The following is a 19,665-nucleotide window of genomic DNA, read 5'->3' as shown; positions in this document are numbered from 1 at the left end:
TCGGCATGCTGCAGCAGGAAATCACCATCGACAACCGTCTCGGCCTGCATGCACGCGCCAGCGCGCGCCTGGTGCAACTGCTGTCGGGCTATCGCAGCAACGCTTTCCTCGCCGCACGCGGCCGCGAAGTGGATGCCAAGAGCATCATGGGGGTGATGATGCTGGCGGCCGGACCCGGCAGCCGGGTCACCCTGCGCATCGAGGGCGAGGACGAAGCCGCGGCGATGGCCGCCGCGCTGGACCTGTTCGCACGTCGCTTCGACGAGGAGGCCTGATGCGTCGCGACCTGTCCGGCATCGCCGCCTCGCGCGGAACCGCACTGGGTCGTGCACGCCTGCGCCTGCCGCAGGCACTGGAGGTCGAACGCGAGCAGGTGCCGGCCAACCAGGCGCCGGCGGAGCTTGCCCGCGTGCATGCGGCGATCGAGCAGGTGCGCGAGGAAATCCGCGGTCTGCGCGAACGCCTGCACGGCGCGTTGGCGCACGAAGTCGGCGAGTTCCTCGACCTGCACGTGCTGATGCTGGACGACCCCGAGCTGCTGCAGGGACTGGACGAACTGATCGGCCGCCAGCACTACAGCGCCGACTATGCCCTGCGCTTGCAGCGCGACCGCATCGCCAACGTGTTCCTCGGCATGGACGATGCCTACCTGCGCAGCCGCATCGAAGACATCGACCAGGTCATCGGCCGCATCCACGCGGCGCTGCACCAGAAGGAGGCGGAACTGCACGGCGTGGCCGGCGACATCCTGGTCACCGATGTCATCGCGCCGGCGGAAATCGCCCAGTTGCAGGCGCAGGGTGTGCTCGCCGTGGTCACCACCAGCGGCAGCGCCCTGTCACACAGCGCGATCCTCGCGCGCAGCCTGCACCTGCCGATAGTGGTCGGTGCCGCCTATGCCCTGCAGGGCCTGAACGATGGCGACGTGCTGGTGGTGGATGGTGGCGAAGGCATCGTCATCCGCGAGCCGAGTGCCGCCGACCTCGAGGATCACCGCCGGCGCAGCGAGGCCCATCGGCGCGAACAGCAGCAGTTGAACCGCCTGCGCCGTGAACCCACGCGCACCCGCGACGGTGTCGACATCAAGCTGTGGGCGAATGCCGAATCGCGCGAGGACGTGGCGCATGCGCATGCCCTCGGCGCGGCGGGCGTCGGCCTGTACCGCACCGAGTTCCTGTTCCTCGGCGTGCGCGAGTTGCCGGATGAGGACACCCAGTTCCGCGCCTACCGCGACCTGGTGCTCGGCCTGACCGGGCGCACCGCCACCATCCGCACGCTCGACCTCGGCGCCGACAAGGCCGATGACACCGGCCTTGCCCTGCGCGGCGAGGACAACCCGGCGCTGGGCCTGCGCGGCATCCGTCTGTCGCTGTCACGCCCGGACATCTTCCGCACCCAGTTGCGCGCGATTTTGCGCGCCTCCGCCTATGGACCGCTGCGCATCCTGCTGCCGATGGTCAGCGGGCGCGACGAAATCCGCGCCGCACGCGCACTGCTGGCCGAGTGTGCAAGCCGCTTGCGCGGCGAAGGCCATTCCATCGCCGATGAAGTGCCGCTGGGCGCGATGATCGAGGTGCCGTCGGCGGCATTGGCACTGACCGGCTTCATCGGCGAAATCGACTTCATCTCCATCGGCACCAATGATCTGGTGCAATACCTGCTGGCCGCCGATCGCAACAACGAGCATCTCGGCGAGTTGTACAGCCCGCTGCACCCGGCCCTGCTGCGCTTGCTGCATGACCTCATCCGCACCGCCCGGCGCCACCGCCGCCCGGTCAGCCTGTGCGGCGAAATGGCCGGCGATGCGATGTTCACCCGCCTGCTGCTGGCGCTGGGGCTGGAGGAGTTCAGCCTGCACCCGGCCACCATGCTGGAAGTGCGCCGGGTGATCCGCGACAGCCACCTCGGCCAGTTGCGTGAGCGCGGGCGGCATCTGCTGCGCGCACGCGACCGCACCGCGATCGAACGCTGGATGGCCACTGCTGCCGCCGACTGAACGCGACGATGCGTTTCATGCCTCACGCGGATGCGGGATAATGCCGGCATCATGAACGCCTGATCCCGCGTCGCGCCGCTGGCCCGACCGCCCTGCCGGAACCGTGCCCGTGGCCGAACACATCCGCCCCGACAAGACCGTGCGCCAGCTGCGACTGCTCTCGGACGCGCTGGACAGCGGCCGCCTGGGCCCGGTGCGGCGGATGATCAACACCCTCTCGCCGGCCGAGATCGGCAACCTGCTCGAGTCGCTGCCGCCGGCCAAGCGCAGCGTGGTCTGGGGCCTCGTCGACGCCGAGGACGACGGCGAGGTGCTGGTCCACGTCGGCGATGAGGTGCGTGAGGGTCTGATCGCGGAAATGGATCCCGACGAACTGGTCGCTGCGGTCGAGGACCTCGACCTCGACGACCTCGCCGACCTGGTCGACGACCTGCCGGACACGGTGATCGACGAAGTGCTGAAGTCGATGGACCGCGAGAACCGCGAACGGCTGGAGCAGGTGCTGTCCTTCGACGAGGACACGGCCGGGCGCCTGATGAATCCGGACGTGGTCACCGTGCGCGCCGACACCACGGTGGACGTGGTGCTGCGCTATCTGCGCCTGCGCGGCGAGTTGCCGGAAAACACCGACCACCTGTACGTGGTCAACCGCCGCCACCAGCTGATGGGCTGGGTCGCACTGCAGGATCTGGTCACGCGCGATGCCGGCACCGCGCTCAACCAGCTGATCGACGACGAGCTCGAATCGATCCACGTCGATGCCTCGGCGCAGGAAGTGGCGCGCCGCTTCTCCGACAACGACTGGGTTTCGGCGCCGGTGGTGGACGATGGCAACGTGCTGCTCGGACGCATCACCATCGACGACGTGGTCGACATCATCCGCGAGCAGGCCGAGCACCAGGCGCTGTCCGCCGCCGGCCTGGACGACGAGGAAGACCTGTTCTCGCCGGTGCGCCGCGCCTTCCGCCGCCGTCTGGTGTGGCTGTCGGTGAACCTCGTCACCGCCTTCCTCGCCGCCTCGGTGGTGGACCGCTTCGAGGAATCGATCCACAAGCTGACCGCACTCGCGGTGCTGATGCCGATCATCGCCGGCATGGGCGGCAATGCCGGCACCCAGGTGCTGACGCTGATGGTGCGTGGCCTGGCGCTCGGCCAGATCGGCTCCAGCAACGTCAGCACGCTGGTATGGAAGGAAGTGCGCGTGGCACTGATCAATGGACTCGCGCTTGGCCTCCTGCTCGGCCTGGTGGTGCTGGTGTGGTTCCACAACGTGGCGCTGGCGGCGGTGATCGCGGTCGCATTGACGCTGAACTTCTGCTTCGCCGCGCTCGGCGGCGTGTTCGTGCCGGTCACCCTTAAGCGCTTCGGCTTCGATCCGGCACTGGCCGGCGGCGTGATCCTCACCACCATCACCGATACGCTGGGCTTTCTCACCTTCCTTGGCCTGGCCACCGTGCTGCTGTTGCAGTGAGCAGCGCGGCGCCCGAGGCAGTCACGCTGGCGGTGATCGGTGCCGGCCCGTCCGGGCTGATGGCCGCCGAAGCCGCACGCACCGCCGGCATCGAGGTCGACGTGTTCGAAGCGATGCCCTCGCCGGGGCGCCGTTTCCTCGTCGCCGGCAAGGGCGGCCTCAACCTCACCCATGGCGAAGCGCGACCGGCGTTCGATGCACGCTATCGGGAACGTGCGCGCGACGTCGCGGCGTGGCTGGATGACTTCGATGCCGACGCCCTGCGCACCTGGGCACGCGATCTCGGCATCGACACCCGGATCGGCAGTTCGGGCCGGGTATTCCCGCTGGATGGCCGCGCCGCGCCGCTGCTGCGCGCGTGGCTGGCACGCCTGCGCAGCTGCGGCGTGCGCCTGCATGTGCGTCATCGCTGGCTGGGCTGGGACGCGGAGGGGCGTCTTCGCTTCGCCACGGCCGATGGCGAGCGCCGCCTGCATGCCGCAGCCACCGTGTTGGCACTGGGCGGCGCCAGCTGGCCACGCATCGGCGGCAACGATGCCTGGGTCACCGCGCTGGCGGATGCCGGGATCGAGGTCGCGGCATTGCAGCCGGCCAATTGCGGATTCGAGATCGCGTGGAGCCCGCTGCTGGTCGAGCGCCATGCCGGTGCGCCACTGAAGCCGGTGATCGCATGTTGGCACGATGCCGACGGCAAACTGCAGTCACGGCAGGGCGAGTGCGTGATCAGCCGCTACGGCATCGAAGGCAGCCTGGTGTATGCCGCAGCCGCCGACCTGCGCACGCAGATCCAACGCCAAGGACACGCCACGCTGTGGCTTGACCTTGCACCCGGGCGCGACGTGCAGCGCCTGCAGGCCGATCTTTCCAAGCCACGCGGCAAGCGCAGCCTGGGCGAGCACCTGCGCCGCCAGGCCGGACTGGACGCGGCCAAGACCGCATTGGTCTTCGAGCAGCTGGGCCGTGCCGCCGGCGACGATCTGCAGCGCCTCGCTGCCACCATCAAGCGCCTGCCCCTCGATTTGCAGCGTTGCCGGCCACTGGCCGAAGCGATCAGCAGCGCCGGTGGCGTGCGGCTGGAAGAACTCGACGACGGCCTGATGCTGCGCCAGCGCGCGGGCGTGTTCTGCGCCGGTGAAATGCTCGATTGGGAAGCGCCGACCGGCGGCTATCTGCTGCAGGCCAGCTTCGCCAGCGGCCTGCGCGCGGGCCGCGCCGCGGCGGCCTGGCTGCAGCGCGGAGGTGAAGCCGAACGAGGGACTTAATGGTGGGTCGTGATGGGTGAGACGCTGCGCCCGCGCGCCACTGGCGCACGCAGCGGCGAACGCCACGCGCCCCGCGCGTGGCCGGCAGTCCATCCCGGATGGAGATGGTGCTCGTACCGACGCGGTATAGCATGAATGGGATCGATGTGAATGGTGGGTCGTGATGGGTGAGACGCTGCGCTTGCGCGCCACCGGCGCGCGCAGCGACGAACGCCACGCGCCCCGCGCGTGGCCGGCAGTCCATCCCGGATGGAGATGGTGCTCGTACCGACGCGGCATAGCGTGAATGGGATCGATGTGAATGGTGGGTCGTGATGGACTCGAACCATCGACCAAGAGATTAAAAGTCTCCTGCTCTACCAACTGAGCTAACGACCCGATGCGCGAAGGCAGCACCCGGCATGTCGCCGGGGAGGGCGAATTCTACCCGATGTAGCGCGTGTTGTCGGCGATGCCGGCATCAGCAAAGCCTTGCGCGCGCAATCGGCAGGCATCGCATTGGCCGCAGGCGCGGCCCTGCGCATCGGCCTGGTAGCAGCTCACGGTCTGCGAGAAATCCACGCCCAGACGCACGCCTTCGGTGACGATGCGGCCCTTGCCCATGTGCATCAGTGGCGCATGGATGCGGATGCCGCCCTGCTCCACCCCGGCCTTGGTGGCAAGGTTGGCCAGCCGTTCGAATGCCTCGATGAAAGCCGGGCGGCAATCCGGGTAACCCGAATAATCGACCGCGTTGACGCCGCAGAAAATGTCGCGCGCGCCCAGCACTTCGGCCCAGCCCAGCGCCACCGCGAGCATGATGGTATTGCGTGCCGGTACGTAGGTGGAGGGGATTTCATCCTCGCCCGCGATGCCGCCATCCGCCGCGGTCGGCACCGCGATGTCATCGGTCAGCGCCGAACCGCCGATGCTGCGCAGATCCACGTCCACGGTCTTGTGCGCGCGTGCGCCGGTCATCTGCGCCACCCGCGCCGCGGCGGCCAGCTCCGAGACATGGCGCTGGCCATAAGCCACCGACAGCGCATGCACGACGAAGCCCTGCTCGCGGGCGATGGCCGCGACCACCGCCGAATCCATGCCGCCGGAAACCAGCACCACCGCGTTGCGCGAATCATTCATCGACATGCGTTCCCGAATCGATGCGGGCCGGGCGCCCGTCGCTTCCAGTATCCCACCCCTCCAGCGCCATCAGCGGCCCTGTTCCTCGCCCCAGAGCTGCTTGTGCAGCTGCATCTGGAAGCGCACCGGCAGGCGCTCGGCCACGATCCAGTCGGCCAGTTCACGTGCCGCCAGGCGCCCGTGGCTGGGCGAGAACAGCACCTCGCAGCGCGCGTCGAGGCCATGTTCGGACACCACCTGGCACGCCCAGTCGAAGTCCTCGCGCGAGCCGATCACGAACTTGACCTGGTCGCGCGGGGTGAGCAGGTCGAGGTTCGGCCAATGGTTGCGCGCCACTTCACCCGAGTCCGGGGTCTTGATGTCGAGTACGCGGCTGACCCGCGCATCGACGCCGGCGATGTCGATCGCACCGGAAGTTTCCAGCGAGACATCGAAGCCGGCATCGCACAGCCGCGCCAGCAATGTCAGGCAGCGCTTCTGCGCCAGCGGCTCACCGCCGGTGACGCAGACGTGGCGCACGCCGTGCGAGCGCACTTCGGCGAGGATATCGTCGATGTCGCGCCACTGGCCGCCGTGGAAGGCATAGGCGGTGTCGCAATAGACGCAGCGCAGCGGACAGCCGGTGAGGCGCACGAATACCGTGGGCCAGCCAGCGGCGCGGGCTTCGCCCTGCAGCGAGCAGAAGATTTCAGTGATGCGCAGGCGCTCGGCGGGCGCGGCATCCACGGCAACGGGGTCCATCGCCTGATTTTAACGCCTGCCGCGCCCCGCCTGTGCCGGCAACGGCGGCCGCTTCAGCCGCCGCTGCGCAGGCGCTGTTGCGCGGTGCGTGCGGCGTCGCTGCCCGGATACTGCTCGACCACCGCCTGCAGGGTGCGCCGGCCCTCCGATTCCTGCCGCAACCCGATCTGCGACAGGCCGAGCTTGAGCAGCGCACCCGGCGCCTTGTCGTGCACCGGCCAGCGCTGCACCAGCGCCTGGAACTGCTCCTGGGCCAGCGCATAGTTCTCGGTCACGTAATAGCTTTCGCCAAGCCAATACACCGCGTTCGGGGCATAGGCGCCGCGCGGATAGGCGGCGAGGAAGTCGCTGAACCCGCGCGCGGCCTCGACGTACTCGCCGGCCTTGAGCGCATTGAGCGCGGCATCGTAGGCGGCGCGTTCGGCAGGCGTGGCCGGTGGCGGCGCACCGTCGTTACCGGCCGCCGGTGCCGGCTCGCCCGCGGGCAGGCTGTCCATGTCGATCGGTGGCGGCTGGTTGGCCGCTTCCAGCTGCTGCAGCCGGGTGTCCAGATCCAGGTACTGATTGCGCGCCGAGCGTGCGGTTTCCTGATTCTGGTGCTGCAACTCCTCGATCTGTGCACGCAGACCCTGCACTTCCGCACGCAGGTCTTCGATCTGGCGCAGCAACTCCAGTGCCGGCGAAGGCGCATTGGCCTGCTGCTCGAGCGCGGCAAGCCGATCCTTGGTGCTGGGTCGGCGCTGGGCCTCGGCGTTGCCCGGAACGAGCAACGCCAAGGCCAGCGGCAATGCCAGCCATGCAGCCGGCTTGTGCATCAGGGCACCGTGTAGTTGAGGTCGGCGCGACGGTTCTGCGACCAGCACGACTCGTTGGACTCGCGACACACCGGACGCTCCTCACCGTAGCTGACCACGGTGATCTGGCCACTGGAGGCACCCTGCGCCTGCAGCGCCTGGGCGACCGAGTTGGCACGACGCTCGCCGAGGCCCAGGTTGTATTCCTGGCTGCCGCGTTCGTCGGTATTGCCTTCCAGGGTCAGGCGCGCCATCGGGCGGTCGCGCAGGTACTTGGCGTGGCACAGGATCAGGTTCTGGAACTCGGGCTTGACCATGTCGCGGTCAAGGTCGAAGTACAGCGCGCGCTGGCGCAGGCAGGCATCGGTATCCAGATCGGCCGCGGTGTAGGCGCCCGGAGCCGGGGTATACGGTGCACTTTCACCCGGGCTGGTGGTGGCCCCGGTGTCGGTGGCCGGCGGAGGCGGGGTTTCCTTGACCTTCTTGGAGCAGGCGACCATGCCGGTGCACAGCATGGTGGCGAGGATGAGACGGGAAAGCGGACGCATCGGTTATCTCCTTGACGTTCTGGCGGACGGGAAGCTCAACGACTCGCGCGATAGGGCGACCACGCGGGATTGCGCAAGTCACCGCCGCTGGCCGGCAGGCGCTCACGCACGCGACCATCGGCGGACACCACGTACAGCGCGCCACGGGTGCCCTCACGGCCAGCATAGACCACCATGCCGGCATTGGGTGCAAAGCTCGGCGCTTCATCCAGCGAACCGGGCGAGAGCAGGCTCCAGCGCGCACTGCCCAGGCTGCTGTCCATCAGCGCGATGCGATAGCTGTTGCCCGCGCCCTGCACCATCACGATCTTCTGGCCATCGGGCGAGACGCTGGGGTCGGCGTTGTAACCACCCTCGAAGCTGACCCGGCTGGCACCGCCGCCGCTGGCCGAGGCGCGATAGATCTGCGGACGGCCACCACGGTCGGAAGTGAAGTAGAGGCTGGCGCCATCGCCGCTCCATGCGGCGGCGGTATCGATACCCGACTGGCGGGTGATCTGGGTCAGCGCCTTGCTGCCCAGATCCATCACGTAGATTTCCGGATTGCCGCTGCGCGAGAGCGTCATCGCCAGCCGACGGCCATCGGGCGAGAACGCCGGCGCACTGTTGATGCCGGGGAACGCGGCGACGCGCTCGCGCGCGCCGCTGACCAGATCCTGCACGTAGATCGCCGAATTGCCGCTTTCGAAGCTGACATAGGCCAGCTTGCTGCCATCCGGGCTCCACGCCGGCGACATCAGCGGCGAACCGGAACTGGCCACGCTGCGCGCGCGATGCCCGTCGGCATCGGCCACCATGATCGAATACTGTGCCGACTTGCCCAGCCCGCTGACGCTGACGTAGGCCAGCCGGGTCCAGAACGCGCCGCGCGTGCCGGTGACCTTCTCGAACACTTCATCGGCGATCTGGTGCGCGATGTCGCGCAACGACGAAGGCGCGCCGGACTTGATCAGGCCGATGGCGCGGGTCTGGTTGGCGACATCGAACAACTCGTACTGCACGGTCAACTCGCCGGTGACGCGGCCGACCAGCAGCCAGTCCTGTCCGAGGGTGCGCCAGAACGGGTAGTTGACCTCGCCCGAAGAAGTCGGGCGCTCGGCCATGTCGCGCTCGGGCAGCGGACGGAACTGGCCGGAGCGTGCCAGGTCGGCGCTGATGATGGCGGCGATCTCCGCACCCTGCGGCCCACCGCCGAACGGCACCACGGCAATCGGCGTCGCCGCGTCGCGGCCACCGACCAGGTCGACTTCGGCCTGCTGCGCCACGGCCATGCCGGCCCAGAGCAGGAATGCCATCAGCAGGGGAATACGCTTGATGAGTGCAGTCATGGTTGTCGTCAATCGTCCGGCGCAAGGATGAACCCGGAAAGATTAACGTGCCCATGCGTCATGCATGAATGAAAGTTCAGGTATGGCCGGCGAGCGTTCAGGCAGGCGCTGCCCACGCATCGCGGCTTCAGCGCGAGGGGTAGAAATTCACCACGAAATCGCGCAGTGCAAGATTTTCATTGCCCTTCAGCGGCAACGGGCTGGCCTTGCGCACCGCCGCCTCGACGCTGCGCCGGTTCTGCTCGCTGTAGGGGCAGCTGGATTGCACTTCGGCGGAAAGCACTTCGCCACCGGGCAGCAGCTTGATGCGGATCGGGCAGCGCTGGCCGCGCGGGATGTCATCCGGGCGCACCCATTGCTTCTCGATCTCGCTGACCACCAGCGCCAGCCATTCGGCGCGGGTGTCGCGGCCCTGCCCCGGCCCGGTGGCGGTGCCCGGCTGCCCGCTGCCGGCACGCGCGCGCGCGTCGGCCAATTGCTGTTCGCGCGCGGCTGCCAGCTGCGCGGCACGGCGTTCGCGTGCTTCGGCTTCCGCCTTGGCCTTGGCTTGCGCCTCGGCGCGTGCATCGGCCTCGGCCTTGCGCTGCGCGGCCAGGCGGCGCTGCTGCTCGGCCGCTTCCTGTGCCTGCTTGCGCGCCAGTTCCACCTGCTCCTGACGGCGCCGGGCTTCCTGCTCGCGCTCGCGGGTTTCGCGGTTGATCGCCTCGCGCCGGGCCTCGTCCTGCTCGCGGGTGTCAGGCTGTGCCAGAGGCACCTGCGGTGCAGGCTGTGGTGTGCTCACCGCGTCCTCGGGGCGCGGTTCGGGTTCGGGTTGCGGCAGCGGCGGGATGTCCTCCGGCTCGGTGATGGCATCGGGCAACGGATCGGGCTCGACCGGTGTCGGCTCCTGCGCCGCTTCGCGGCTGGCCAGCGCGCGTTGCATGCGTGCGGACAGCATGCCGGCATCGACCATCTCCGCTTCCACCGCCGGGCCGCCACCGGCCGGTTCGGCACTGCGCCGCACCCAGCCGAGGCCGACGAAAACCAGCGCAGCGAACAGCAGGTGCAACAGCACCGCCAGCACCAGCGCACGTGTGGTGTCGGCGCGGGTTTCCCTCATCGCCCGGCGCGCTCCACCGGTGTGCTCATCAGCCCGGCACGTGCCACCCCGGCCTCGGTCTGCAGGATGCTGAGCACGTCATACACGGTCTGGTAGGGCGCATTGGCATCACCGGCGACATACACCGGCACATCCGGACGGTTGCGCACGAACGCGCCGACCTTGTCCACCAGTTCGGCGCGCCCGACCTCGCGGTTGGTATCGCCCTGCAGGGTCAGGTACATGCGCCCGGAACGGTCCACGCTGACCACCACCGGATCCTCGCGATTCTGGATCGAGCGTGCAGTGGACTGCGGCAGCTCGATGTCCACGCCGAGGTTGAGCAGCGGCGCGGTGACCATGAAGATGATCAGCAATACCAGCATCACGTCGATGTAGGGCACGACGTTGATTTCGGCCTTGAGCTGGTTGCGGCGGCGCAAACGACGCGGCGTCATCGCGGCTTACTCCGCCTGGCGTTCGAGGATGGAGGAGAACTCCTCCTGGAACGCGTCGTACTTGACCGCGACCCGCTCCACCTTGGTCGCGTAGCGGTTGTAGGCCCATACCGCCGGGATCGCGGCGAACAGGCCCATCGCGGTGGCGATCAGCGCCTCGGAGATGCCCGGGGCCACGGTGGCGATGGTCGCTTCCTTGACGTTGGCCAGGCCATGGAAGGAAATCATGATCCCCCACACGGTGCCGAGCAGGCCGACGTACGGGCTGATCGAGCCGACGTTGGCGAGGAATTCGAGGTTCTGCTCCAGGCCATCGATCTCGCGCGAGGATGTCGCGCGCATTGCGCGTTGCGCCGATTCCAGTTGCAGGCGGCCATCGACCACGCCGCGGCGCTGGCGCGATTTGTGGAACTCGCGGAAGCCGGCCTCGAAGATCGCCTCCATGCCGCCTTCCGCACCGCGCTGGGCACTGTCGTAGAGCTTGCCGAGCTCGGCACCGGACCAGAACCGTTCCTCGAAATCGTCGGCCTCGCGCAGCGCGCGATCGAGCACCCGCTTCTTGCGCAGGATGATCACCCACGAGGCGACCGAGGCCAGCAGCAACAGCAGCATCACCAGCTGCACCGGCAGCGAGGCATGCAGGATCAGTTGCCACAGGTCGAGGTCGGCGGCGACAGGCGCGGCGGTGGTGACGTCGATCGCCGGTGCGGCGGCGGCATCGGCCTCCAGCGGCTGGGTGGCGACCTGGGCGGCCATGGCAACGTGGACGGTGGGGAGCATCGGCGTCGGGGTCCTTCAGCTAGGGGGAAGCGGTGATACGCGAGCGTATCGCCTCGGGAATCGCGCAGGGGCGAAAATCATCGGCGCCGACCGCGGCGATGCGCACCTGCGCACCGACCAGCAACGTGTCATCACGCCTCACCTCCTGCGCCAGCACCAGACTGGCACCGCGGCATTGTGCAAGGCGCACGCTGACTGCCAGCAAATCGTCGAGTCGGGCCGGGGCACGGAAGTCGATCTGCATCGCCCGCACCACGAAGCACAGGCCGTGCTCCGTGCGCAGCAGCTCCTGGCCGAAGCCCAGCGCGCGCAGCCATTCACTGCGCGCGCGCTCCATGAAGGCCACGTACTGCGCGTGATAGACCACGCCGCCGGCATCGGTGTCCTCCCAGTACACCCGCAACGGGTGCACGAATGCATCGGCGCCGTTCATGCCGCGTCGGTCCGCGCGTGGCGCTGCCAGCGCATGCCCACCGAAGCCGGCGCGGTGGCGACGAAGCCATGCTGCGCGTACAGCGCCTGCGCCTGGCCATCGGCGAGCAGGCTGACGAAGCCGCTCGCCGGCACATTCGCCTCGAGCCAGGCCTGGATCGCCGCCATGATGCGCTTGCCATGGCCCTGCCCCTGGTGTTCGGGCAGCACCGCGATGTCGACGACTTGATAGAACAGGCCGCCATCGCCGATCACCCGGCCCATGCCGATCACCTCACGGCCATCATGCAGTTGCACGGCGAACAAGGTGTTGGCGAGGCCGCGTGCCGCCGCCTGCGGATCCTTGGGACTGAGCCCCGCGGCCTGGCGCAGATGGCAGTAGACATCGACGCTCGGCACGCTGTCGGTCAGGACGGTCACGCTCATGCCGGATTCTCCGTTGCTTCACTGTCGTCTGCGGCGGCGGGGAACAAATCGGCGCGCTCGCTGCGCGCGCGCAGGCCGAGGTGGCGATAGGCCTTGTGCGTGGCCATGCGTCCACGCGCGCTGCGCACCAGGAAGCCTTGCTGGATCAGGTACGGCTCGATCACGTCCTCCAGCGTGCCGCGTTCCTCGCTCAGCGCCGCGGCCAGCGATTCCACGCCCACCGGGCCGCCATCGAAGTTCTCGATGATCAGCAACAGCAGGCGGCGGTCGAGCTCATCGAAGCCCTCCGGGTCGACCTTGAGCATGCGCATCGCCGCATCGGCGACCTCGCGTCCGATGCGTCCGTCGGACTTGACCTGGGCATAGTCGCGCACCCGCCGCAGCAGGCGGTTGGCGATGCGCGGGGTACCGCGCGCGCGGCGCGCGATCTCGGCGGCGCCCTCGGCCTCGCACTCGATGCCGAGGATCTGCGCCGAACGCCGCACGATGTGGGTCAACTCGTCCACCGCGTAGAACTCCAGCCGCTGCACGATGCCGAAGCGGTCGCGCAACGGCGCGGTGAGCAGGCCCGCGCGGGTGGTCGCGCCGACCAGGGTGAACGGTGGCAGGTCGAGCTTGATCGAGCGCGCAGCCGGGCCTTCGCCGATCATGATGTCGATCTGGAAATCCTCCATCGCCGGGTACAGCACCTCTTCGACCTGCGGCGAGAGGCGATGGATCTCGTCGATGAACAGCACGTCATGCGGCTGCAGGTTGGTGAGCAGCGCGGCGAGGTCGCCGGCGCGCTCGATCACCGGCCCCGAGGTCACCCGCAGGCTGACCCCGAGCTCATTGGCGATGACGTGCGAGAGCGTGGTCTTGCCAAGGCCAGGCGGGCCGAAGATGAGCACGTGGTCGAGCGCTTCGCTGCGGCGCTTGGCGGCCTCGATGTAGATCTGCATCTGCTCGCGCACCGGGGCCTGGCCAAGGTAATCGGCCAGACTGCGCGGGCGCAGGCTGGCATCGATGACGACGTCTTCGCCGCTGGCGTCGGCATCGATCAGGCGCGTGTCATTCATCCCTGCATTATGCGCGAGGCCGCACGCTTCCGGCCCGGGCACGGCCTGCCCGTATAATTCGCGGCTTCCTTTCCGCGCACGGCGCCCCGCCGTCGCGCCCTGCCCGCACAGCGCATGTCCACCATCGCCCAAGAAGCCGCGCGTCGGCGCACCTTCGCCATCATTTCCCATCCCGACGCGGGCAAGACCACGCTGACCGAGAAACTGCTGCTGTTCGGCGGCGCGATCCAGATGGCCGGCTCGGTCAAGGGCCGCAAGGCCGCGCGCCATGCCACCTCGGACTGGATGGCGCTGGAGCAGGAGCGCGGCATTTCGGTGACCAGCTCGGTGATGCAGTTCCCCTACGCCGGGCACATCGTCAACCTGCTCGACACCCCCGGCCACGCCGACTTCGGCGAGGACACCTACCGCGTGCTGACCGCGGTGGACAGTGCGCTGATGGTGATCGACGTGGCCAAGGGCGTGGAGGAGCGCACCATCAAGCTGATGGAAGTGTGCCGCCTGCGCAACACGCCGATCATGAGCTTCATCAACAAGCTCGACCGCGAAGGCAAGGAGCCGATCGAACTGCTGGACGAAATCGAGAGTGTGCTCGGCATCCAGTGCGCGCCGGTGACCTGGCCGATCGGCATGGGCAAGCGCCTGAAGGGCGTGGTGCACCTGCTCAGCGGTGAAGTGCATCTGTACGAATCGGGCAAGAACCACACGCGGCAGGATTCCACCATCTTCCCGTCGCTGGATGCGCCGGGCGTGGAGCAGGCGATCGGCGCGGACATGCTGGCCGAGCTGCGCGACGAACTGGAGCTGGTGCAGGGCGCCAGCCATCCGTTCGACAAGGACGCCTACCTGCGCGGCGAGCAGGCACCGGTGTTCTTCGGATCCGCGGTCAACAACTTCGGCGTGCAGCCGCTGCTGGACTTCTTCGTCCAGCACGCGCCACCGCCGCAGCCACGCCAGACCACCACCCGCGAGGTGGCGCCGACCGAATCGCGACTGACCGGCTTCGTGTTCAAGATCCAGGCCAACATGGATCCGCAGCACCGCGACCGGGTCGCCTTCATGCGCGTGTGCTCGGGCAAGTTCAGCGCCGGCATGAAGGCGTTCCATCCGCGCAGTGGCAAGGAGATCAAGCTCGCCAACGCGCTGACCTTCATGGCCAGCGATCGCGAGATCGCCGAGGACGCCTGGCCGGGCGACGTGATCGGCATCCACAACCACGGCACCATCGCGATCGGCGACAGCTTCAGCGAGGGCGAGGACCTGGCCTTCACCGGCATCCCGAGCTTCGCACCGGAACTGTTCCGCCGCGCGCGGCTGAAGGATCCGCTCAAGCTCAAGCAGCTGCAGAAGGGGCTGGCGCAATTGTCGGAGGAAGGCGCGACCCAATTCTTCCGTCCGCTGATGTCGAATGATCTGATCCTCGGCGCGGTCGGCGTGCTGCAGTTCGATGTCGCCGCCTATCGCCTGAAGAGCGAGTACGGCGTGGAGGCGATCTTCGAGCCGGTGACCATCGCCACCGCGCGCTGGATCGAATGTGATGACGCGCGGCAGCTCGAAACCTTCCGCGAGAAGAACGCGCCGCACCTGGCGCTGGATGCCGCCGGCGAACTGGTGTACCTGGCACCGACCCGGGTCAATCTGCAACTGGCCGAGGAGCGCGCCCACGACAGCGTGCGCTTCCTCGCCACCCGCGAACTGACCCACGGCTGATCCGGCGGCACGACGCCGGACACGGCACGCCACCGCGGGCACTGATCATCGGCGGCCTGTTGCGGCAGTGCAGCAAGCGTGTATGCTCGGGCCATGAGCATCCATACGTCCGCGTACTCGCCAGAGGAAGAGCGCGCCAACGTGCTCACCCATGCCGTCGGCAGCCTGCTCGCCCTGGTCGGCGGCACGGCCATGATCATTGCCTCGTTGACCGCCGGAGGCGATGGCTGGCAACTGGCCTCGGCAATCGTGTTCTCGCTCTCGATGCTTGCCCTGTATGCAGCATCCACCGCCTATCACTCGGCGCGCCACCCGGCACGTCGGGCCTGGCTCAAGGTGCTCGACCACTGCGCGATCCTGATCCTGATCGCCGGCACCTACACTCCGTTCACCCTCACCGTGCTGCGCGGACGCACGGGCTGGACCCTGTTCATCGCGGTATGGAGCATCGCCGCGGTCGGCATCGTCTACAAGCTGTTCTTCACCGGACGCCTGCGCCTGCTGTCCACCCTGACCTACATCGCCATGGGCTGGCTGGTGGTGCTGTATGCCAAACCGGTGCTGGCCGCCCTGAGTACCTGGCAGTTCGGCTGGCTGCTGGCCGGCGGGCTGTGCTACACGCTGGGCACGGCGTTCTACCTCAACCGCCGCATGACCTATTCGCACGCGCTCTGGCACCTCGCCTGCATCGCAGGCACCGGCTGCCATTTCATCGCGGTGTGGACCCTGGTGGTGCCCGCCGGCTGAACCGCTCGGCGCATGCAGCCTGAACGAATCCGCACGCAGTTCACCGCGGTTTTACCCGCGCGCGTGAAAGCTGAAGCCACGCCCATTCCCGTGCTTGTCGATGGCATCCAGCCAGGATCGAAAACCCGCCGCGGAAGCCGACCGCGAAACCCCGATGACGAACAAAGCCCGTGGCGAACGCGTGCTCGCCTGGCCACGCAGGCACCCGCTGGCCAGCGTGTTCGCCCTGCTCGCACTGGGCCTCATGGTATTGATCCTGCTGTGGGACTGGAACTGGTTCAAACGCCCGGTCGAGCGTTTCGTCAGCGCCAGCACCGGCCGTGAATTCCATATCGATGGCGACCTCGACGTGAAGCTCGGGCGGCTCACGCGAATCCGCGTGGACGGTCTGCGCCTGGGCAATGCCGAGTGGTCGAAGGAGGCCCTGATGGCCTCCAGCGAACGGCTGGAATTCACCCTGCCGCTGCTGCCGGCGATCTTCAAGCACGAATTGCGCATTCCCGAACTGCGCCTGACCCGCCCGCGCCTGCTGCTGGAAACCGGCCCCGAGGGCGAAGGCAACTGGGTGTTCAAGTCACGCCGCAAAGGGGGCGGCAACACACCCGAGTTCCGCCAGCTGTGGGTCGAGGGTGGCGAGCTGCGCTTCGTCAATGCCAAGGGCAAGACCGACATCGACATCCGCGTCGACAGCACCGCGCCGGGCGCGGATGACAGTGGCCCGCCGATCGAGGTCAAGGGCAAGGGCCATTGGAAGGGCAATGCCTTCACCCTGGAAGGCCGTGGCGAATCGCCGCTGGCGCTGACCGACCGCGAAGCACCGTATCGCATCGACGTGCGCGCAGTGGCCGGTGCCACGCGTGCGCATGTTCGCGGCGATCTGCTCGACCCGCTGCGCCTGCGCGACTTCGACCTGCAACTGGAGCTGGCCGGCAGCAGCATGGAGGCGCTGTACCCGCTGCTCGGCATCGCCGCGCCACCGACCCCGCCGTACGTGCTGGACGGGCGTCTGACCCGCGTGGTGCATTCGGCAAGCAGCAGCACCTGGAAGTACGACGACTTCAGCGGCAAGGTCGGCGACAGCGACCTCGGCGGCTTCGCCCACTTCACCACCGGCGAGCCGCGCCCGCGCCTGGACGCCGACCTGCGCTCGACCCGACTCGACCTCGACGACCTTGCCGGCTTCATCGGCGGCGCACCGCAAAGCGGCGGTGGCGAGACCAGCAGCGCGCAGCAGAAAACCCAGGCCGCGCGTCAGGCCGCCCGCGGCAAGCTGTTTCCGAGCGAGGAATACCGCCTCGACAAATTGCGTGCGATGGATGCCCAGGTGCGCCTGCGCGCCACGCGCATCCTCACCCGCGTGCTGCCGGTGGACAACATGGACGCCCGCCTGGAGCTGGAGGCCGGCGTGATGACGCTGGCGCCGCTCGATTTCGGCGTCGCCGATGGCCGCATCCGCTCACAGATCCGCATGGATGCACGCGAGGACACCATCCGCACCACCGCCGACATCGACGCCTCCGGCCTGACCCTGGGCAAGCTGATGCCCAAGGTCGAACTCGGCGAGAACGCCATCGGCAAGGTGGCCGGCAACGTGCGTGCCAGGACCCATGGCAACTCGATCGCCGCGATGCTCGGCCATGCCGATGGCGAGGCCGATGTGGGCATGGGGCGCGGCCACATCAGCAAGTTGTTGATGGAGATGGCCGCGATCGACCTCGCCGGCATCCTCAAGATCAAACTGACGCAGGATGAGCAAATCCCGATCCGCTGCGCCTATGGCGATTTCAACATCAAGGACGGGGTGATGACGCCGAACGAGCTGGTATTCGACACCAGCGAGACGGTGATCGTGGGCGTGGGCACGATCGATCTTGGCAAGGAGCAGCTCGATCTGGTGCTGCGCCCGAAGACGCGCAAGTTCAGCCCGCTCTCGCTGCGCTCGCCGCTGCATGTCGAAGGCAGCTTCACTCAGCCACGCATCCGCCCCGACTATGCGCGCATGGGCCTGCGCGCTGCCGCCGCGGTGGCGCTGGGCAGCGCGGCGGCGCCGGCGGCGGCCCTGGCCGCCACCTCCGACCTGGGCAGCGCCAAGGGCAAGCGCTACTGCGGCGAGGGCTGAAGCCGGCGCGCCAGCAACCTGCCGCGCCGAGCCTGACAAAGGTCATTCAAATCAACCGCATGGCGTTGCTTCTTCGTCCTGTTCATGCATTCAACTGCAAGGCGTTCTATATTCATCCTGTCCTCACAAGGGAGGGATGCCGTGCACGCCCATCGTCGCCCCGTCATGACCGCCTTGAAGCTGACCGCAGTGCTGTTGCTGGCGCCTGCCACCAGCAGCATCTCGGCGCAGAGTGATCTGCGCTGGCCTGCATCCGGCAACGCGCAACAACCCGGCGCCATGCCGCAGGTGGTACGCCAGGACTCCCCGCTCGACCGTTTCCTGCGCGAACGCGAACAGGGCATGGCCCCGCCGCAGGCCGTCATGCCCGGCGGCGCGATGCCGTTCGATGTGCGCACCTTCGAGGCGATGGCGCAGTATCTGGTGGCCGACCAGCGCGTGCCCGGCCTTGCCGTTGCCATCGTGCAGAACGGCCAGGTGCTGTCCGCGCGCGGCTATGGCGTCACCGATACCGCACGCCCCGAGCCGGTGGATGCGCACACCGTGTTCCGCCTCGCCTCGCTGTCGAAGTCCTTCGCCGGCACGTTGGCCGGCATGCTGGTGGATGAAGGCGCGATCGACTGGCAGCAGCCGGTGGTGCGGTACGTGCCTTCGTTCCGCCTGAAGAGCCCCGAATACACCTCGCGCCTGAGCATCGCCAACATCCTCAGCCAGAGCACCGGCCTGCCGCGCAATGCGTTCGACCGCGACATCGAGGCCTATGCCAGCTATCCGACGGTGCGCGGCAAGCTGGCCAGCGCGCCGCTGCGCTGCGGTCCCGGCGAATGCTATTCCTACCAGAACGTGGCCTTCAGCGTGTTCGGCGATGTGGTGCACGCCGCCACCGGTCGCCTGTACGACGATCAGGTGCAGGCACGCATCTTCAAGCCGCTGGGAATGCACGATTCCAGCCTCGGCCTGGAAGGCATCACGCAGAGTCCGCGCTGGGCCAAGCCGCATGTGCGCGCCGGCAGCGGCTGGCGTTCGCTGATGCCCAAGCCCACCTATTACCGCCTGGCCCCGGCAGCCGGCGTCAATGCCAGCATCCGTGACATGGCGCAGTATCTGATCGCGCAGACCGGCCATCGCCCGGACGTGCTCTCGCCACGCCTGCTCTCCAGCATCCATGCTTCACGCATCGACACCCCGACCGAACTGCGCAGCTCCAGCTGGCGTCGCGAACGCCTGAGCGCAGCCGGCTACGGCATGGGCTGGCGGGTATACAACTATGCCGGGCACTCGATGTATTTCCACGGCGGTGCGGTGCAGGGTTATCGCGCGGCGATGGCACTGCTGCCCGACCGCGACCTTGGCGTCGCGATCCTGTGGAACAGCGAGAGCAGCCTGCCCTCGGGCCTGTTGCCGACCATCCTCGACAGCGCGATCGGCCTGCCGCAAGTGGCATGGCTGAAGCTCGAAGGCATGCCCGGCTATGCCAGCAGCGAGGAGCTCGAAGCCGTCGGCAGTTCCGGCGACGGCGCTCGCTGAGGAAACCGCACCGCACCCGCTGCTGCAACGGCGGGCCAGTCCGAAGCCAAAGAAAAACCCGCGCCTGGGCG

General features: G+C 68.1%; 19 protein-coding genes and 1 tRNA gene. 8 read left to right on the top strand and 12 right to left on the bottom strand.

The window, feature by feature from the left end; translation table 11 throughout:
* Positions 1 to 5 precede the first annotated feature (5 nt).
* The 4 genes from ACW11F_RS08500 to ACW11F_RS08485 all read left to right on the top strand — a co-directional run bounded on the left by ACW11F_RS08500 (position 6) and on the right by ACW11F_RS08485 (position 4,729).
* Entirely contained in the window at positions 6 to 275 is a 270-nt protein-coding gene (locus tag ACW11F_RS08500; protein WP_456996418.1) for an HPr family phosphocarrier protein, read from the top strand.
* Positions 275 to 1,996 (top strand): phosphoenolpyruvate--protein phosphotransferase, encoded by a 1,722-nt coding sequence (gene ptsP / locus ACW11F_RS08495; RefSeq protein ID WP_456996417.1) that lies wholly within the window; start codon positions 275 to 277, stop codon positions 1,994 to 1,996. Before ACW11F_RS08500 ends, ptsP begins: the two co-directional genes overlap by 1 nt.
* A 109-nt stretch (positions 1,997 to 2,105) precedes the next feature.
* A complete protein-coding gene (gene mgtE / locus ACW11F_RS08490) occupies positions 2,106 to 3,467 on the top strand; it encodes a magnesium transporter (protein ID WP_456996416.1) in 1,362 nt (453 codons plus the stop codon).
* Complete coding sequence (locus ACW11F_RS08485) at positions 3,464 to 4,729, top strand: TIGR03862 family flavoprotein (protein ID WP_456996415.1); 1,266 nt, start codon at positions 3,464 to 3,466, stop codon at positions 4,727 to 4,729. Before mgtE ends, ACW11F_RS08485 begins: the two co-directional genes overlap by 4 nt.
* 302 nt (positions 4,730 to 5,031) lie before the next feature.
* On the opposite strand, the gene ACW11F_RS08480 is transcribed toward ACW11F_RS08485, so the two are convergent.
* The 12 genes from ACW11F_RS08480 to ruvB all read right to left on the bottom strand — a co-directional run bounded on the left by ACW11F_RS08480 (position 5,032) and on the right by ruvB (position 13,491).
* Positions 5,032 to 5,107, bottom strand: a tRNA-Lys gene (locus tag ACW11F_RS08480).
* Positions 5,108 to 5,152: 45 nt separating this feature from the next.
* The gene (gene queC, locus ACW11F_RS08475; RefSeq protein ID WP_456996414.1) at positions 5,153 to 5,854 is read right to left on the bottom strand and encodes a 7-cyano-7-deazaguanine synthase QueC; all 702 of its coding nucleotides are present in this window, start codon (positions 5,852 to 5,854) and stop codon (positions 5,153 to 5,155) included.
* Positions 5,855 to 5,917: 63 nt separating this feature from the next.
* Complete coding sequence (gene queE, locus ACW11F_RS08470) at positions 5,918 to 6,589, bottom strand: 7-carboxy-7-deazaguanine synthase QueE (protein WP_456996413.1); 672 nt, start codon at positions 6,587 to 6,589, stop codon at positions 5,918 to 5,920.
* Positions 6,590 to 6,642: 53 nt separating this feature from the next.
* The gene (gene ybgF / locus ACW11F_RS08465; RefSeq protein WP_456996412.1) at positions 6,643 to 7,404 is read right to left on the bottom strand and encodes a tol-pal system protein YbgF; all 762 of its coding nucleotides are present in this window, start codon (positions 7,402 to 7,404) and stop codon (positions 6,643 to 6,645) included.
* A complete protein-coding gene (gene pal, locus ACW11F_RS08460; RefSeq protein WP_456996411.1) occupies positions 7,404 to 7,931 on the bottom strand; it encodes a peptidoglycan-associated lipoprotein Pal in 528 nt (175 codons plus the stop codon). The genes ybgF and pal overlap by 1 nt, the downstream gene beginning before the upstream one ends.
* 35 nt (positions 7,932 to 7,966) lie before the next feature.
* Positions 7,967 to 9,259 (bottom strand): Tol-Pal system beta propeller repeat protein TolB, encoded by a 1,293-nt coding sequence (gene tolB / locus ACW11F_RS08455; protein ID WP_456996410.1) that lies wholly within the window; start codon positions 9,257 to 9,259, stop codon positions 7,967 to 7,969.
* Between the two features lie 127 nt (positions 9,260 to 9,386).
* The gene (tolA, locus tag ACW11F_RS08450; protein ID WP_456996409.1) at positions 9,387 to 10,358 is read right to left on the bottom strand and encodes a cell envelope integrity protein TolA; all 972 of its coding nucleotides are present in this window, start codon (positions 10,356 to 10,358) and stop codon (positions 9,387 to 9,389) included.
* On the bottom strand, positions 10,355 to 10,795 hold the full coding sequence (locus tag ACW11F_RS08445) for an ExbD/TolR family protein (protein ID WP_456996408.1): 441 nt from the start codon (positions 10,793 to 10,795) through the stop codon (positions 10,355 to 10,357). The genes tolA and ACW11F_RS08445 overlap by 4 nt, the downstream gene beginning before the upstream one ends.
* 6 nt (positions 10,796 to 10,801) lie before the next feature.
* Positions 10,802 to 11,575, bottom strand: a complete 774-nt coding sequence (gene tolQ, locus ACW11F_RS08440; RefSeq protein ID WP_456996407.1) for a protein TolQ — start codon at positions 11,573 to 11,575, stop codon at positions 10,802 to 10,804.
* A 19-nt stretch (positions 11,576 to 11,594) separates the two neighbouring features.
* Entirely contained in the window at positions 11,595 to 12,008 is a 414-nt protein-coding gene (gene ybgC, locus ACW11F_RS08435) for a tol-pal system-associated acyl-CoA thioesterase (RefSeq protein ID WP_456996406.1), read from the bottom strand.
* Entirely contained in the window at positions 12,005 to 12,433 is a 429-nt protein-coding gene (locus ACW11F_RS08430) for a GNAT family N-acetyltransferase (RefSeq protein WP_456996405.1), read from the bottom strand. Before ACW11F_RS08430 ends, ybgC begins: the two co-directional genes overlap by 4 nt.
* Complete coding sequence (ruvB, locus tag ACW11F_RS08425; RefSeq protein ID WP_456996404.1) at positions 12,430 to 13,491, bottom strand: Holliday junction branch migration DNA helicase RuvB; 1,062 nt, start codon at positions 13,489 to 13,491, stop codon at positions 12,430 to 12,432. Before ruvB ends, ACW11F_RS08430 begins: the two co-directional genes overlap by 4 nt.
* Before the next feature lie 114 nt (positions 13,492 to 13,605).
* Between ruvB and ACW11F_RS08420 the strand changes: the two genes are divergently transcribed.
* From ACW11F_RS08420 to ACW11F_RS08405, 4 genes are all read left to right on the top strand, one after another.
* Complete coding sequence (locus ACW11F_RS08420) at positions 13,606 to 15,201, top strand: peptide chain release factor 3 (protein ID WP_456996403.1); 1,596 nt, start codon at positions 13,606 to 13,608, stop codon at positions 15,199 to 15,201.
* 93 nt (positions 15,202 to 15,294) lie between these two features.
* Positions 15,295 to 15,948: a PAQR family membrane homeostasis protein TrhA gene (gene trhA / locus ACW11F_RS08415; RefSeq protein ID WP_456996402.1), complete on the top strand. Its 654-nt coding sequence runs from the start codon at positions 15,295 to 15,297 to the stop codon at positions 15,946 to 15,948.
* 154 nt (positions 15,949 to 16,102) lie between these two features.
* Positions 16,103 to 18,067 (top strand): AsmA family protein, encoded by a 1,965-nt coding sequence (locus ACW11F_RS08410; protein ID WP_456996401.1) that lies wholly within the window; start codon positions 16,103 to 16,105, stop codon positions 18,065 to 18,067.
* 342 nt (positions 18,068 to 18,409) lie between these two features.
* Positions 18,410 to 19,594 (top strand): serine hydrolase domain-containing protein, encoded by a 1,185-nt coding sequence (locus ACW11F_RS08405; RefSeq protein WP_456996582.1) that lies wholly within the window; start codon positions 18,410 to 18,412, stop codon positions 19,592 to 19,594.
* The last annotated feature ends 71 nt before the right edge of the window (positions 19,595 to 19,665 follow it).

The organism is Luteimonas sp. e5, from assembly GCF_054031035.1.
Note: the sequence above shows the minus strand (reverse complement) of the source record. Positions and strands in the feature narration are given on the sequence as shown.

Bases quoted from the DNA above. Each gene is read 5' to 3' on its own strand.
- queE (WP_456996413.1), bottom strand. From the start codon at position 6,589: ATGGACCCCGTTGCCGTGGATGCCGCGCCCGCCGAGCGCCTGCGCATC.
- ruvB (WP_456996404.1), bottom strand. From the start codon at position 13,491: ATGAATGACACGCGCCTGATCGATGCCGACGCCAGCGGCGAAGACGTC.
- ACW11F_RS08500 (WP_456996418.1), top strand. From the start codon at position 6: ATGCTGCAGCAGGAAATCACCATCGACAACCGTCTCGGCCTGCATGCA.
- ACW11F_RS08445 (WP_456996408.1), bottom strand. From the start codon at position 10,795: ATGACGCCGCGTCGTTTGCGCCGCCGCAACCAGCTCAAGGCCGAAATC.
- pal (WP_456996411.1), bottom strand. From the start codon at position 7,931: ATGCGTCCGCTTTCCCGTCTCATCCTCGCCACCATGCTGTGCACCGGC.
- ACW11F_RS08405 (WP_456996582.1), top strand. From the start codon at position 18,410: ATGGCCCCGCCGCAGGCCGTCATGCCCGGCGGCGCGATGCCGTTCGAT.
- ACW11F_RS08420 (WP_456996403.1), top strand. From the start codon at position 13,606: ATGTCCACCATCGCCCAAGAAGCCGCGCGTCGGCGCACCTTCGCCATC.
- ybgF (WP_456996412.1), bottom strand. From the start codon at position 7,404: ATGCACAAGCCGGCTGCATGGCTGGCATTGCCGCTGGCCTTGGCGTTG.
- tolB (WP_456996410.1), bottom strand. From the start codon at position 9,259: ATGACTGCACTCATCAAGCGTATTCCCCTGCTGATGGCATTCCTGCTC.
- tolQ (WP_456996407.1), bottom strand. From the start codon at position 11,575: ATGCTCCCCACCGTCCACGTTGCCATGGCCGCCCAGGTCGCCACCCAG.
- tolA (WP_456996409.1), bottom strand. From the start codon at position 10,358: ATGAGGGAAACCCGCGCCGACACCACACGTGCGCTGGTGCTGGCGGTG.
- queC (WP_456996414.1), bottom strand. From the start codon at position 5,854: ATGTCGATGAATGATTCGCGCAACGCGGTGGTGCTGGTTTCCGGCGGC.
- ACW11F_RS08430 (WP_456996405.1), bottom strand. From the start codon at position 12,433: ATGAGCGTGACCGTCCTGACCGACAGCGTGCCGAGCGTCGATGTCTAC.
- ACW11F_RS08410 (WP_456996401.1), top strand. From the start codon at position 16,103: ATGACGAACAAAGCCCGTGGCGAACGCGTGCTCGCCTGGCCACGCAGG.
- ybgC (WP_456996406.1), bottom strand. From the start codon at position 12,008: ATGAACGGCGCCGATGCATTCGTGCACCCGTTGCGGGTGTACTGGGAG.
- trhA (WP_456996402.1), top strand. From the start codon at position 15,295: ATGAGCATCCATACGTCCGCGTACTCGCCAGAGGAAGAGCGCGCCAAC.
- ptsP (WP_456996417.1), top strand. From the start codon at position 275: ATGCGTCGCGACCTGTCCGGCATCGCCGCCTCGCGCGGAACCGCACTG.